At 72.8% G+C, this 13,281-nt stretch carries 13 protein-coding genes; 3 read left to right on the top strand and 10 right to left on the bottom strand.

Going from position 1 to position 13,281, the window contains the following annotated elements; all coding sequences use genetic code 11:
- The 7 genes from pcaC to FFS51_RS05830 form a co-directional block, all read right to left on the bottom strand.
- The gene (pcaC, locus tag FFS51_RS05860; RefSeq protein WP_056206358.1) at positions 1-390 is read right to left on the bottom strand and encodes a 4-carboxymuconolactone decarboxylase; all 390 of its coding nucleotides are present in this window, start codon (positions 388-390) and stop codon (positions 1-3) included.
- Positions 387-1,175 carry an alpha/beta fold hydrolase gene (locus tag FFS51_RS05855; RefSeq protein ID WP_056206356.1) on the bottom strand — a complete coding sequence of 263 codons (789 nt, stop codon included), beginning with the start codon at positions 1,173-1,175 and terminating at the stop codon, positions 387-389. The genes pcaC and FFS51_RS05855 overlap by 4 nt, the downstream gene beginning before the upstream one ends.
- Positions 1,172-2,506 carry a lyase family protein gene (locus FFS51_RS05850; protein WP_235557387.1) on the bottom strand — a complete coding sequence of 445 codons (1,335 nt, stop codon included), beginning with the start codon at positions 2,504-2,506 and terminating at the stop codon, positions 1,172-1,174. Before FFS51_RS05850 ends, FFS51_RS05855 begins: the two co-directional genes overlap by 4 nt.
- Positions 2,496-3,056, bottom strand: coding sequence for a protocatechuate 3,4-dioxygenase subunit alpha (gene pcaG / locus FFS51_RS05845; RefSeq protein ID WP_056518873.1), 561 nt, complete (start codon positions 3,054-3,056; stop codon positions 2,496-2,498). Before pcaG ends, FFS51_RS05850 begins: the two co-directional genes overlap by 11 nt.
- Positions 3,056-3,868 (bottom strand): protocatechuate 3,4-dioxygenase subunit beta, encoded by an 813-nt coding sequence (gene pcaH, locus FFS51_RS05840; protein ID WP_056206352.1) that lies wholly within the window; start codon positions 3,866-3,868, stop codon positions 3,056-3,058. Before pcaH ends, pcaG begins: the two co-directional genes overlap by 1 nt.
- Before the next feature lie 83 nt (positions 3,869-3,951).
- Complete coding sequence (locus FFS51_RS05835; protein ID WP_056518875.1) at positions 3,952-4,710, bottom strand: IclR family transcriptional regulator; 759 nt, start codon at positions 4,708-4,710, stop codon at positions 3,952-3,954.
- 4 nt (positions 4,711-4,714) lie between these two features.
- Entirely contained in the window at positions 4,715-5,734 is a 1,020-nt protein-coding gene (locus FFS51_RS05830) for an acyl-CoA thioesterase (RefSeq protein ID WP_056518877.1), read from the bottom strand.
- Positions 5,735-5,838: 104 nt separating this feature from the next.
- Between FFS51_RS05830 and purU the strand changes: the two genes are divergently transcribed.
- Complete coding sequence (purU, locus tag FFS51_RS05825; protein ID WP_045246362.1) at positions 5,839-6,723, top strand: formyltetrahydrofolate deformylase; 885 nt, start codon at positions 5,839-5,841, stop codon at positions 6,721-6,723.
- A 40-nt stretch (positions 6,724-6,763) separates the two neighbouring features.
- Here the strand turns inward: purU and FFS51_RS05820 are convergent, their stop codons facing one another.
- Both FFS51_RS05820 and FFS51_RS05815 read right to left on the bottom strand, forming a co-directional pair.
- On the bottom strand, positions 6,764-7,684 hold the full coding sequence (locus FFS51_RS05820) for a serine hydrolase (protein WP_045246363.1): 921 nt from the start codon (positions 7,682-7,684) through the stop codon (positions 6,764-6,766).
- Between the two features lie 85 nt (positions 7,685-7,769).
- On the bottom strand, positions 7,770-9,734 hold the full coding sequence (locus tag FFS51_RS05815) for a M13 family metallopeptidase (protein ID WP_056518878.1): 1,965 nt from the start codon (positions 9,732-9,734) through the stop codon (positions 7,770-7,772).
- Positions 9,735-9,866: 132 nt separating this feature from the next.
- On the opposite strand from FFS51_RS05815, the gene FFS51_RS05810 reads away from it, so the two are divergent.
- Positions 9,867-10,427 carry a cysteine hydrolase family protein gene (locus FFS51_RS05810; protein ID WP_056518881.1) on the top strand — a complete coding sequence of 187 codons (561 nt, stop codon included), beginning with the start codon at positions 9,867-9,869 and terminating at the stop codon, positions 10,425-10,427.
- 39 nt (positions 10,428-10,466) lie between these two features.
- Positions 10,467-11,792, top strand: coding sequence for an MATE family efflux transporter (locus FFS51_RS05805; RefSeq protein WP_056206346.1), 1,326 nt, complete (start codon positions 10,467-10,469; stop codon positions 11,790-11,792).
- A gap of 37 nt (positions 11,793-11,829) precedes the next feature.
- Here the strand turns inward: FFS51_RS05805 and FFS51_RS05800 are convergent, their stop codons facing one another.
- Complete coding sequence (locus FFS51_RS05800) at positions 11,830-13,269, bottom strand: MFS transporter (protein WP_056518883.1); 1,440 nt, start codon at positions 13,267-13,269, stop codon at positions 11,830-11,832.
- Between the last annotated feature and the right edge of the window lie 12 nt (positions 13,270-13,281).

Below are 13,281 nucleotides of genomic sequence, written 5' to 3'. Positions count from 1 at the left end.
TCAGGCGTCGCCGAGCACGTCCTTCGCGATGCGGAAGGCCGTGTTCGCCGCCGGCACGCCGCAGTAGATCGCCGACTGCAGGATGACCTCGGCGATCTCGTCGTGCGTGAGCCCGTTGGTGACGGCCGCCCGCAGGTGCATCGCGAGCTCCTCGTGGTGGCCGAGCGCGATGAGCGCTGTCAGCACCGCGACCGAGCGCGACCGCCGGTCGAGCCCGGGACGCGACCACACGTCGCCCCAGGCGTACCGGGTGATGAAGTCCTGGAAGTCCGCTGTCAACGGCGTCGTGCCGGCGACGGCCCGGTCGACGTGCGCGTCGCCGAGCACCGCGCGGCGCACGGTCATGCCCTGGCTGCGGCGGGTCTCGTCGTCGAGGGGATCGGTCGTCATGGCTGCGCCTTCCGGGCGTGGGGGGTGAGGAATGCGATCAGCGCCGCGGCGGTCGCGGCCGGCTGCTCGGCGGGCGGGAGGTGCGCGGCATCCTCGATCACCGCGGCGCGACCGTCAGCGACGCCCTCGGCGATCTGGCGGGCCTTCGCCTCCGGGGCGACCTGATCGTGCCGACCCCACAGCGCGAGCACCGGGGTGTCGATCTCGCCGAGGCGGGCGGACACGTCGTAGGCGGCGAGCGCCTCGCAGCAGGCGGCGTAGCCCTCGTCGTCGGCGTCCTGCAGGGCGTGCAGCAGGCGGCCCGACAGCTCGGGCTCGCGCGCCATCGACTCGGGGGCGAACCAGCGCTGGGCCGACCCGATGATGAGCGCCGACGTCGACTGCGCGCGCACGGTCGCGGCGCGCTCGTGCCAGCTCTCGGGGGTGGCGAGCAAGGCCCCGGAGGCGACGATAGCGGCCGCGTCGACGAGACCCGGATGCCGCAGCAGCAGCTCGAGCCCGGTGGCGCCTCCGAGGGACACGCCCGCGTAGAGGGCGTGTCCGCCGTGCGCACGGATGAGGTCGGCGACCGCGTCGGCGAGCTCGCCCACCGTGAACGGGGCGGCCGGGGAGGGAGCGTCACCGTGACCCGGCAGATCCCACGCGATCACGCGGAAGCGCTCCGCGAGCGCCGGGAGGGTGTTCTCCCACAGGATCGTCGAGGTGCCGAGGGACGGCCCGAGCACGAGCAGCGGCGCATCGGCGGGCCCGACCGGATTGGTCGCCGCGATCACGGGCGCGGTCATGCGTCCTCCTCGGCGAGGGTCTCGTCGACGAATGCCGCGGCCAGCCCGAGATAGCGCGCGGGGTCGAGCAGGTCGTCGAGGTCGACGCGCAGGCCGCGGGCCGCGAGCGGTGCCTCGAGCAGTGTGCGCAGGTCTCCGCCCGTCGTCGCGCCGGCGATCGCGGCAGCCACCGTGTCGGCGCCGATGAGCGGGGCGAGCTCGGCCGAGAGCCGTTCGGCGACGATCAGCCCGTCGCTGAGCGCGAGGGTGCGCGCCACGGCGTCGAGGTCGACGACAAGACCGGCGGTGAGCGCCGCCGCCGTGCGTGCGGCCCCCAGCGCGACGCGCAGCAGCTCGCGCAGCGCGGGCCATTCGGCGTGCCAGGCGCCGTCGGGGCGCTCGTCGACGGCGCCGGCCGCCGCGAGGTGCAGGGTGGCCGCGAGCTGCGGTGCGCGCAGCGCCGCCGATCTGACGAGCACGGATGCCGCGGGGTTCCGCTTCTGCGGCATGGCGCTCGAGCCACCGCCGACCCCCTCGGACAGCTCGCCGATCTCGGTGCGCGACGCGGTCGCGACGTCGGCGGCGATCACGCCGAGCGCGTCGGTGACGGCCACGAGCGCATCGCCGAGGCGGGTCACGGGGCGGCGTTCCACGTGCCAGGGGGCGGCGGGAGCGGCGAGAGCGAGCTGCGCGGCGAAGGCGGCGGGCAGCTCGCGGGCCGTCGCGGGATCACTGAGCACGACCGCGGACGCGAGGGTGCCGCCGGCGCCGCCGAGCTGCGCGGGCAGGGCGGCGAGCGCCGCGGCGAGATCGGCGCGCGCCGCGCGCACACCGCGCAGCCACGACGCGAACCGGGCGCCGAGCGTCGTCGGCACGGCGTGCTGGGTGAGCGTGCGGGCCGCTGCGGGCACGTCGCGGTGAGCGCGGGCGAGGGCCGCGAGGGAACGGGCGGTCGCCCGCAGGTCGAGGTCGATCTGCTCCCCCGCGCGGCGCGCGACGAGCGCGAGCGCGGTGTCGACGATGTCCTGGCTGGTCGCGCCGCGGTGCACCCACCCGCGGTCGGCGGGCGCGACGGCGGCCCGCAGGTCGCCGACGAGCGGGATCACCGGGTTTCCACCAGACACCGCGCGACGCGCGAGGTCGGCGGCATCCACGGGCACGTCGGCGATCGCCGCGGCGACCGCGTCGACCACGTCGGCGGGGACGGATCCGACGGCCCCCCACGCGCGAGTGAGAGCGACCTCGACGTCGACGAGGGCGGCGAGCACCGCGGCATCCGACACGATCGCGTCGGCGCCGACGGTCACCGGGGAGAGCAGGCCGACATCGAAGACGGGGGGATCAGAAGGCAAGGAACACGGTCTCCTCATCGCCCTGCAGATGGATGTCGTGATGCAGATCGCCGCCGGGCGTGCGCGTCGCGATGAGAGTAGCGCGCTCGGCCGGGCTCAGCGACGCCAGCAGCGGGTCGGCGGCGAGCGCGGCCTCGTCGTCGGGCAGGTAGAGGCGGGTGTGGAGCTTGTTCGGAAGGCCCCGCGCGTAGACGATCACCGCGAGGAAGGGGGCGCGTCCGGGCTCGGCGCCGGGGTTGCGGGTCCAGAACTCGAAGTGGCCCTCGTCGGTCGTGAACGCGCGGCCGAAGCCGGTGAACGTGTGGTCGTCGCGACGGAACGCCCCGCGCGCCCGCGGCACGGTGCCGTCGGTGTCGGCGCCGAAGATCTCGACCATCGAGTCGGGGATGGGGTTGCCGGCGCCGTCGTAGACGGTTCCGGAGACGACGATCGCGCCCGGCGAGTGCGGGAAGGCGACCTGGTGCATGCGCGGGTACTCGGTGCCGTAGGCGAAGAACGGGCCGACGGTCTGCCCGGCGGTGGCGTCGAGGGTGCGGGGCGGGGTGGGCATCAGTGCTCCTCCTGCTCGGTCCAGGTGGCGTCGGGGCCGTCCACGACGATGTCGAAGCGGTAGCCCATCGAGAACTCCGGCACGGTGAGGTCGTGGTCGTAGACGCTGATGAGCGCCTCACGGTCCTTCGCGCGACGGATCGTGTTGTAGATCGGGTCGAGCGCGAACAGCGGGTCGCCGGGGAAGTACATCTGCGTCACGATGCGCTGGGTGAACGCGTTGCCGAAGACCGAGAAGTGGATGTGGGCGGGTCGCCACGCGTTCACGTGGTTCTTCCACGGGTACGGCCCGGGCTTGATGGTCGTGAAGCGGTAGGCGCCGTCGTCGTCGGTGACGATGCGGCCGGCGCCGGTGAAGTTGGGGTCGAGCGGCGCGGGGTGCTGGTCGCGCTGGTGGATGTAGCGACCCGCGGCGTTGGCCTGCCAGATCTCGACGAGCTGGTTGCGCACGGGGCGCCCCCAGGAGTCCAGCACCCGGCCGTGCACGGTGATGCGCTCACCGAGGGGCTCGCCCGCGTGCTGCAGGGTGAGGTCGGACTCGATCGCCGCGACATCCCGCTGGCCGAAGGCCGGGGAGAACAGCTCGATGGTCTCGGGGTCGACGAGCTTCGGGTTCTTGGTCGGATGCCGCAGCACACTCGACCGGTAGGGCGGGAAGTCGTACAGAGTGGCGGGCACGTGCTCGCCGGCGGCCTCGCGCGCATCCCACTCGGCGTGGAGGGCGGTGATCTCGGCGGTGATGGCCGCCTGGGTGGCCTGGTCGGGGGCCGCGAGCAGCGATTCGGGCGCCGCCGCGGTGCGTTCGCTCGTCATGGTGTCTCCTTCGACGATCCGTGGGGATGCCAGCGTCGCACCGCGCGCTGGCGCGCCGAGGAGATGTTCTCATTGAGTGAGAATCATGCGTCGGGGCGGAGCGCCCGCGACAGCTCTCGCGCCGCCTGCGTCACCATCGGCGCAAGGCGCTTCTCGAGGGCGTCGCCCGCGTGCGCGACCACCCCGATCGCGGCGGGGGGCAGCCCGGTGAGGGGTGCGAGCGGCGCCGCGACCGAGATGTTGCCGAGCGTCATCTCCCCGTGGGTCGACGCCCACCCGCGTGCGCGGGCCCGCGCGAGGTCGGCGCGCAGCGCCTCGGGGTCGGTGATCGACCGGGACGTCTCGGGCAGCAGGGGCACCGCCAGGTAGCGGTCGAGCCACGCCTCGTCGCGCCCCAGCAGGATGGCCTTGCCGACCCCGGTCGTATGCAGCGGATGCCGCCCGCCCTCCCGGCCGAGCGTGGGCACCGAGGCGCGTCCGGTGATGCGTCCGGCGAACACGATCTCGGCCCGCTCGGGCGGCACGTCGACGTCGAGCACCGCGAGGTGCACGTTCTCCCCCGTCGCCTCGTAGAGGCGCACCATGTGGGGCAGCGCGACCTCCCGCAGCCGCACGGCGACCGGCGACAGCTCGCCGAGCTCCCACAGCCGCGTGCCGATGGCGTAACGCGCCTCGCCGACGGCGACGAGCCATCCTTCGGCGACGAGGGAGGCGACCAGTCGGTGCGCGCTCGAGAGCGGGATGCCCGCACGCGCGGCGAGCACCGCGACCGGCAGCGACGGCTCGTCCTCGTCGAACGCCGCGAGCAGCCGGGTCACGCGACCGAACACCGTCTCTGTCATGGCCTCACGCCTCGAGGGTGAGCCCCGCCGGGATCGGCTCGATGCGCTCGCGCAGCTCGAGGATGCGTCGCGCGTGGGTGTGCAGGCGCACGTCCTCGGCGAGCTCGGGCAGCCACTGCGGCACCGGAAGCGCCTCGCCGTCCGGTGAGGGCACGACGAACACGCTCATGCAGAGCGTCGCGAGGCGTCGCTCGTGGGGCGTGCGCGGGTCGCCGGTGAGCACGCGGCTGACGACGTGCGCGCTGCGCGCGCTGGTGTAGACGATGCGGGCGTCGATCTCGACGAGGTCGCCGATCGAGATCGGCGTGAAGAAGTGGATGCCGCCCGAGTAGGCCCCGACCGCGGCGCTGGCCTCGGCGCCGTCGCGCACCCATGCCGCGGTGACCGCGTAGGCGGCCTCGTCCATCCACCGCATCACCGTGCCGCCGTGGGCTTTGCCTCCCCAGTTGACGACGCCGGGCGGCACGAGGAAACGCAGCGTCGTGCGGGGGGCGGCCGAGGCATCCGTGTATTCCTCGTCGAGCATGAGCGACTTGATCTCGGTGCGCGAGGCGATGCGGTCGAGCGCGAGGCGCTGCAGCTCGGCGTCGGCAGCCGACACGGGGCTCCACGCCGCCACGGGGGCCGGCCGGCCGTCGGCACCCTTCGCGACGAAGACCAGGATGCACGTGGTCGCCGGGGTGTACTCGCGGGTGCTCACGTCGGCCGAGGCGACCGTGGCGACGATGTGCATGCTCGTGGTGCCGGTGTGCACGATGCGGGCGCTCACCTCGATGAGACTGCCCGGCGGGATCGGACGCCGGTGGCGCATGTTGCCGACGTACGCGGTGACGCAGTAGCCGCCGGCCCAGCCGACCGCACACGCATAGGCGGCCTTGTCGATCCACTCCATGACGCTGCCGGCGGCGACCGAGCGTCCGCCGGCGGCGGTGTCGCCGGGGGTGGCGAGGAAGCGCAGCGTGATCCGGTCATCACGACCGGCGGCGGGATGGGCGAGCGCAGCGGGCTCCGCGTCGGGGGTCACGCACGACAGCGTAGTGAGTCGGATGCCGCGGCCCGCGGCATCCGCGCCCTCTCACCGCCCGCACAGCGCCGAGCCCGAGGCCTGGCGCTCCTAGACTGACGGGTGTGACCGGCCCTCTCACCGCCCCCATCCGCACGTCCCGCGACCACGCGTGCCTCATCGTGTACGGGCCGGACAAGGCCGGGGTCGTGGCGGCCATCACGGCGCTCATCACCCGCCACGAGGGCAACATCGTCTCCCTCGATCAGTACTCCGACAACCCGCAGGGCGGGGCGTTCTTCCAGCGGGTGGTGTTCCACCGGCCGAACCTGACGGCGGCGCTGCCGAGCATCGAGGAGGACCTCGCAGAGACCCTCGCCCCCTACGCGATGGAGTGGCGGCTGACCGACCAGTCGATCCCGAAGCGCATGGCGATCCTCGCGTCGACCTCCGACCACTGCCTGCTCGACCTGCTGTGGCGTCACCGCCGCGGCGAGCTGCCGGTGTCGATCCCGATGGTCGTCTCGAACCACACCAACACGGCCGACGACGTGCGCTCGTTCGGGGTGCCGTTCTTCCACGTGCCCTCGCAGGGCGCCGACAAGTCGGCGGCCGAGGCCGAGATCCTGAAGCTACTGAAGGGCAACGTCGACTTCGTCGTGCTCGCCCGCTACATGCAGATCCTGTCGGGCGACTTCCTCGCCGAGCTCGGGGTGCCGGTCATCAACATCCACCACTCGTTCCTCCCCGCCTTCATCGGCGCCGACCCGTACCGCAAGGCCAAGGAGCGCGGTGTGAAGCTCATCGGCGCGACCTCGCACTACGTGACCGAGGACCTCGACGAGGGGCCGATCATCGAGCAGGACGTCGTGCGCGTCACCCACGCCGACACCCGCACCGACCTGCAGCGCCACGGCGCCGACGTCGAGCGCGCCGTGCTCTCCCGCGCGGTGCTGTGGCACGCGCAGGACCGCGTGATCCGCCACGGCAACCAGACGATCGTCTTCTGAGGCGGGCGCGGCGTGGGCCGCGGCATCCGCCCCGAAGTGGTCAGAACACGTACTCCATGAGCTCGAGCCCGAGCACCCGGAACGCGTCGTGCGCCCGCAGCCGGTGCGCGATCGACAGGTCGTCGAAGCAGACCGTCAGCGCGTAGGACACCCCCGCGCGGGGACCGGCGAGCACCCCCGCCTCGGCGCGTACGCCGTCGCCCCGGCCGGTCTTGTTCAGGAACAGCAGACCATGCTCGTCGCCCTCGTGAGCGAACGGGTCGAGCCCGGTGACGGATGCCGCGAGGCTCAGGTCGTGCCCATGGCTCAGCCACTCCGACACCTGCGCACTGACGGCGGGTGTCACGACGCGGGAGTTCACGAGGTCGGCGAACAGCCGCGCGTACTCGCGGGTCGCGCCGAGCGCGACGTGCGGGGCGTCGTCGGGGCCGCGCCGGTCGCGGAAGGCGTCCATCATGGCCGAGCGCGACAGCCCGAGCTGCTCGAGCCGCACCCGCACGGCGGGGAGTCCGATGCGGGCGAGCAGCGCGTTCGCCGCGAGGGCGTCGCCGGTGGATGCCGCCAGCACCGCGAGGTCGACGACGGGCAGCGACGGCGCGGCGAGATGCTGCCAGGTTCCCGGCCCCGCGACCGCGGGGAGGCTCGTGCGGTCGACCACCTCGTAAGGGTCGAGGCGGTTCTGGTCGATCTGCGCCGCCACCTCCACCAGAAGAGGCACGACGCCGAGCCCCGCGATCGGCAGGCTCACGTAGTCGTCACCGACGAGCACCGCGCTGCCGCGGTCGAGGTCGTCGACGTGCACCGACACCTGGGCTCCCGCGACAGCGAGGGCGTCGAGCGCCGCCATGGTCGACGTGAACGAGCGTCGCCCCACGGCGACCCGGCGGCCCGACCGGCTCGCCGCACGGCGGCGCCCGGGCGACGCCTCGGCGCCCCGCGCACGATCAGGAGTCGGTGCCACGGTGGGCTCCCTCCCGTCGGGTGCGGTGCGCGCGCACGGCGACTGTCAGCATCCGTTCGCGTGAGGCCATGCCAGCACGGCCGGGTTACCAGATGGTGACGCGCTCGCTCTCGGGGAGCCAGAGCGCATCGGTCTCGGTCACGCCGAACGCCGCGTAGAAGGCGTCGACGTTGCGCACGATCTGGTTGCAGCGGAACTCGTTGGGCGAGTGCGGGTCGATCGTCAGCAGCCGGATGGTCTCGGCGTCGCGACCCTTCTGCTGCCAGATCTGCCCCCAGCTCAGCAGCAGCCGCTGGATGCCGGTGAACCCGTCGATCTCGGGAGCGGGCTCGCCGCCGAGCGAGATCTCGTAGGCGCGGATCGCGATGCCGAGGCCCCCGAGGTCACCGATGTTCTCGCCGATCGTGAGAGCGCCGTTGACGTGGTTCTCGGGAGCGAGACCCTGCGGCACGAGCTCGTCGTACTGGGCGATGAGGCTCGCCGTGCGCTGCTCGAACGCCGCACGGTCGGCGTCGGTCCACCAGTCCCGCAGCGACCCGTCGCCGTCGTACCGGCTGCCCTGGTCGTCGAACCCGTGGCCGATCTCGTGGCCGATCACCGCGCCGATGCCGCCGTAGTTGGCGGCCGCGTCGCGATCGGCGTCGAAGAACGGGTACTGCAGGATCGCCGCCGGGAACACGATCTCGTTCATGAGCGGGTTGTAGTAGGCGTTGACGGTCTGCGGGGTCATGAACCACTCGTCGCGGTCGATGGGCCCACCGACCTTTCCGAGCTGCCGGTCGTGCTCGACGACGTGCGCGCGGCGCACGTTGCCGACCACGTCGGCGGGGTCGACGACGAGTGCCGAGTAGTCCTTCCACCGCACCGGGTAGCCGATCTTCGGTGTGAAGGCGTCGAGCTTGGCGAGCGCGCGCTCACGGGTCTCGGGGCTCATCCACTCGAGGGTCGTGATCGACTGACGGTAGGCCTCGATGAGGTTCGCGACCAGCTCGTCCATGGCGACCTTCGCCTGCGGCGGGAAGTGCCGCTCGACGTAGACGCGGCCGACGGCCTCGCCGAGCGCCGCCTCGACGAGGCTCACGCCCCGCTTCCAGCGCTCGCGGTTCACCGGCACGCCGGTGAGCTGAGTGCCGTAGAACGAGAAGTTCTCGGCGACGATCTCCTCGGTGAGGAACGGCGCCGAGCCGTGGACGATCGCGTAGCGCAGCCACGACTTCCAGCCCTCGAGGTGCGCGTCGACGAGCAGTGCGCCCAGACCCTCCAGGAAGCTCGGCTGCTGCACGACGACCTCGGCGAACGCATCGGGATGCCCCGGTGCGAGCGCCGAGCGCCACGGCTCCAGGTCGACGCCCACGAGCGACTGCACCTCGTCCCAGGTCTTCAGGTTGTAGGTGGCGACCGCATCGCGGCTGCGCACGTTGTCCCAGTGCGCGGCGGCGATCTCGGTCTCGAGCGCGACGATGCGGTCGGCCTGGGCCGCGGCATCCGTCACGTCGACGAGGCCGAGCAGACGCTCGATGTGCTCGCGGTACGCGATGCGGGTCTCGCCGAAGTTCTCGAGCCGGTAGTAGCTCTCGTCGGGGAGGAACAGCCCGCCCTGCACGAGGAAGGGGACGTAGCGGGTCGGGTTGCCGGGGTCGGGCTCGACGTAGAGGTCGATGAGTCCGCGCACGCCGTCGCGCTCGAGCTCGCCGATCGCGATCAGGAGGTCCTCGACCGAGCCGATCGCGTCGATGCGGGCGAGCTGCGCCGAGATCGGCGCGAGGGATGCCGCGGCGATGCGCTCGGTGTCCATGAAGCTGGCGTAGAGGTCACCGATCTTGCGGGCCTCGGTGCCGGGCTCGGCCTGCTGCGACTCGGTGATGATCGCGGCGACGTCCTTCTCGGCCTGCTCGGCGATGAGGTGGAACGAGCCCCAGCGGGCCTTGTCGTCGGGGATCGCGGTGCGGTCGAGCCAGGCGCCGTTGACGTGGCGGAACAGGTCGTCCTGCGGGCGGATCTCGGTGCTCAGTTCGCCGAGCTCGAGACCGGAGCGGAGGTCTGCAGACATGGGCTCCACCCTACGCCGCGCACTCATGGGTCGGCCGGGAGTTGCGCACATCCGCGCACCCGCGTCCGCCGTGTCGGCGCCGCGCGGTACTGTCGCGTCGGGCCCGCACCGGCGGGCGGAGAAGAGGTCAGGATGTCGACACTCACCGCACGCGACGGCGCCACGGCGCTGCTCGTGGTCGACGTGCAGAACGGCGTCGTCGACGGCGCCCATGACCGCGACGGCGTGGTCACCCGCATCGCCGGGCTGGTCGCCCGCGCGAGACACGACGGCGTGCCCGTCGTGTGGGTGCAGCACTCCGAGGACGGCGAGCTCGAGCAGGGCACGGAAGCGTGGGAACTGGTGCCCGAGCTCGTGCCGGTCGACGGCGACGCGCACGTGCACAAGCGCTACGGCGACTCGTTCGAGGGCACCGACCTCGACGACCTGCTCGCCCGGCTCGGTGTCGACCGTCTGGTCGTCGCGGGCGCCGAGACCGACGCCTGCATCCGCTCGACCATCCACGGCGCGTTCGCGCGCGGCTACGACACGGTGCTCGTGAGCGACGCCCACACCGCCGGCGACAAGACCGCGTGGGGCGCCCCGAGCGTTCCCGACGTCATCGCGCACACGAACCTCTACTGGTCGTTCCAATCGGCTCCCGGCAAGTCGGCCGGCACCGCCACGGCCGGCGAGGTCGCCCTGGGTCGGTGAACGACCCCGTCGCCCCCGGACTCTCCCTACGCTGAGCGCATGACCGCACGCGGGGCCACGCTCAACCGGCAGATCCTCGCGCTCGCGGTGCCCGCACTCGGCGCGCTCGTCGCCGAGCCGCTGTTCCTCATCGTCGACGCGGCGCTCGTCGGCCACCTCGGCCTCGACGCCCTCGCGGGTCTCGGCATCGCCTCAGCGGTGCTGCAGACGATCGTCGGGCTCATGGTGTTCCTCGCCTACGCGACGACGCCGGCGGTGGCGCGGCGGTTCGGCGCGGGCGACCCGGGCGCCGCCGTGTCGGCGGGCATCGACGGCATGTGGCTCGCGGTGAGCCTGGGCGCGGTGCTCGCGCTCGCGGCATCCGTCGCGTCGCCGGGCATCGTGGCCCTCTTCGGCGCCTCGCCCGAGGTGACCGCCGCGGCCGACACCTACCTCGCGATCTCGGTGTGGGGGCTGCCGGCGATGCTCGTCGTGTTCGCGGCGACCGGCCTGCTGCGCGGCATGCAGAACACGGTGGTGCCGCTGTGGGTCGCCGGGTTCGGCTTCGCCGCGAACGCCGGACTCAACGCCCTGCTCATCTACGGGCTCGGGTTCGGCATCGCGGGCTCGGCGCTCGGCACCGTGCTCGCGCAGTGGGGCATGGTGGGCGTGTACGTCGCCGTCGTCGCGCGGCTCGCCCGCCGGCATGCGGCATCCGTCCGACCGCAGCGCGCCGGCATCACCGGATCGGCACGGCTCGGCGGGTGGTTGTTCCTGCGCACGGTGTCGTTGCGCGCGGCCCTGCTCGCGACCGTCGCGGCGGCGACCGCGCTCGGCACCGCGGAGCTCGCCGCCTGGCAGGTCGCGTTCACGATCTTCTCGACAGCCGCATTCGCGCTCGATGCCCTGGCGATCGCCGCGCAGGCGCTCGTCGGCAAGAGCCTCGGCGCGGGCGATCGGGTGCTCGTGCGCCACGTGCTGCGGCGCACGGTCGCGTGGGGCGCGTGGTTCGGTGTCGTCGTGGGCGCCGTGATCGCGGCCCTGTCGGGTGTGCTGGGCGGCCTGTTCACCGGGGACGCCTCGCTCTCGCCGCTCGCACAGCCGGCACTGATCGTGCTCGCGATCGCGCAGCCGCTGTGCGGGGTGGTGTTCGTGCTCGACGGCGTCCTGATGGGAGCCGGCGACGGCCGCTACCTCGCGGTGGTCGGGGTGCTCAACCTCGTGCCGTTCGTGCCGCTGCTCGTCGTGCTGGCGCTCGTCGGCGCGTCGGGGGCCGCTGGTCTCGCATGGCTGGCCGTCGCGTTCTTCGGGGTCTACATGCTCGCCCGGCTGGTGACGCTCTCCCGCCGTGTACGCGGCACGGCGTGGATGACCGTCGGGGTCTAGATCGGATGCCGCAGGCCCGCTGACCCGCAGACCGTGATCAGTCGCCGGCGGCGGGCTGCGGGATGGGCGTCACGTCGGCGCGCACCGCGGGCATCGCGACGGCGACCAGCATCATCGCCGCGACCGTGACGAGCACCGCCACGAACACCGCGGTGCCGGCCGCGGCGGCGCCCGCGGCATCCGTCTCGGCCCGTCCGGCGAGGGCGGCCGTGCTGATGGCCCCGAAGATCGCCGCGCCCACGGCGCTGCCGATCGAGCGTGCGAACATGTTGGCGCCGGTGACGACGCCGCGCTGGCTCCACTCGACGCTCGCCTGCGCGGCGATCAGGCTCGGGGTGGCGACGAGGCCGAACCCGAAGCCGGTGACGATGCAGCACAGCGCCACGAGGGCGACCGAGGGCCACGCCGAGGTGATCGCGAGCGCGGCGGTTCCGACGATGGCGATCGTGAGCCCGATGAGAACCGTGGGCTTGAAGCCGATGCGCAGGTAGAACACCCGCCCCGACATGCTCGCCGCGATCGGCCAGCCGATCGTGAGGGCGGCGACGGCGAAGCCCGCGATCAGCGGGATCGCACCCGCCGCGTGCTGCAGGTAGCCGGGCACGAACGAGGTCAGGCCGATGAGGCCGGCGCCGATGCCGAGCGAGATGAGCGAACTGCTCCAGATGAGGCGTCGCCCCATGAGCGCGAGCGGCAGCACGGGCTCGGCCGCGCGTCGTTCGACGAACACGAACACGATCAGCAGCACCGCCGCGGCGACGAACACGCCGATGCTCGCGGGCGAGTCCCATGCCCACGCGACGCCGCCTTCGAGCACACCGAGGATCGCGAGGCCCGCGCCGCCCATGATCAGCAGCGACCCGGCGACGTCGATGCGGTGCCGCGGCGCGTCGGCGCGCCGCACCCCGGGTTCGTGGAAGTTGCGGGCGATGAGCCAGAGCGCCGCGATGCACAGCGGCAGGTTGACCCAGAAGATCCAGCGCCAGATGCCCAGCTGTGCGAAGATCCCGCCGAGCGCCGGGCCGACCACGCTCGCCGCCGCCCACACGCCGGCGATGTAGCCCTGCACCTTGGCCCGCTCGGCGATCGTGTAGATATCACCGGCGATCGTGATCGCCATGGGCTGCACCGCCCCCGCGCCGAGACCCTGGATCGCGCGGAAGACGATCAGCGCTGGCATCGACCAGGCCACCGCGCACAGCACCGAGCCGAGCAGGAAGAGGGCGATGCCGATGATCATGACGGGCTTGCGCCCGATCGTGTCGGCGAGCTTCGAGTAGATCGGCACGGTGATCGCCTGCGCGAGCAGGTAGATGGAGAACAGCCACGGGAACTGGCTGTAGCCGCCGAGGTCCTCGACGACGCTCGGCACGGCGGTCGCGAGGATGGTCGCGTCGATCGCGACGATGCCGGTCGCCACCATGAGCGCGAGCAGGATGGGTCCGCGTTCCGACCTGAGACCGACGCCGTCACTCATGCGCACTCCGTT

Source organism: Microbacterium sp. 4NA327F11, assembly GCF_005503465.1.
GTDB lineage: Bacteria > Actinomycetota > Actinomycetes > Actinomycetales > Microbacteriaceae > Microbacterium > Microbacterium ginsengisoli.
The sequence above is the reverse complement of the archived record's forward strand: the minus strand, read 5'-3'. Positions and strand labels throughout refer to the sequence as shown.

Excerpts from the sequence above, each read along its gene's own strand:
- FFS51_RS05815 (WP_056518878.1), bottom strand. The coding sequence starts at position 9,734 with ATGTCTGCAGACCTCCGCTCCGGTCTCGAGCTCGGCGAACTGAGCACC.
- pcaG (WP_056518873.1), bottom strand. The coding sequence starts at position 3,056 with ATGCCCACCCCGCCCCGCACCCTCGACGCCACCGCCGGGCAGACCGTC.
- FFS51_RS05855 (WP_056206356.1), bottom strand. The coding sequence starts at position 1,175 with ATGACCGCGCCCGTGATCGCGGCGACCAATCCGGTCGGGCCCGCCGAT.
- FFS51_RS05835 (WP_056518875.1), bottom strand. The coding sequence starts at position 4,710 with ATGACAGAGACGGTGTTCGGTCGCGTGACCCGGCTGCTCGCGGCGTTC.
- pcaH (WP_056206352.1), bottom strand. The coding sequence starts at position 3,868 with ATGACGAGCGAACGCACCGCGGCGGCGCCCGAATCGCTGCTCGCGGCC.
- FFS51_RS05810 (WP_056518881.1), top strand. The coding sequence starts at position 9,867 with ATGTCGACACTCACCGCACGCGACGGCGCCACGGCGCTGCTCGTGGTC.
- FFS51_RS05805 (WP_056206346.1), top strand. The coding sequence starts at position 10,467 with ATGACCGCACGCGGGGCCACGCTCAACCGGCAGATCCTCGCGCTCGCG.
- FFS51_RS05800 (WP_056518883.1), bottom strand. The coding sequence starts at position 13,269 with ATGAGTGACGGCGTCGGTCTCAGGTCGGAACGCGGACCCATCCTGCTC.
- pcaC (WP_056206358.1), bottom strand. The coding sequence starts at position 390 with ATGACGACCGATCCCCTCGACGACGAGACCCGCCGCAGCCAGGGCATG.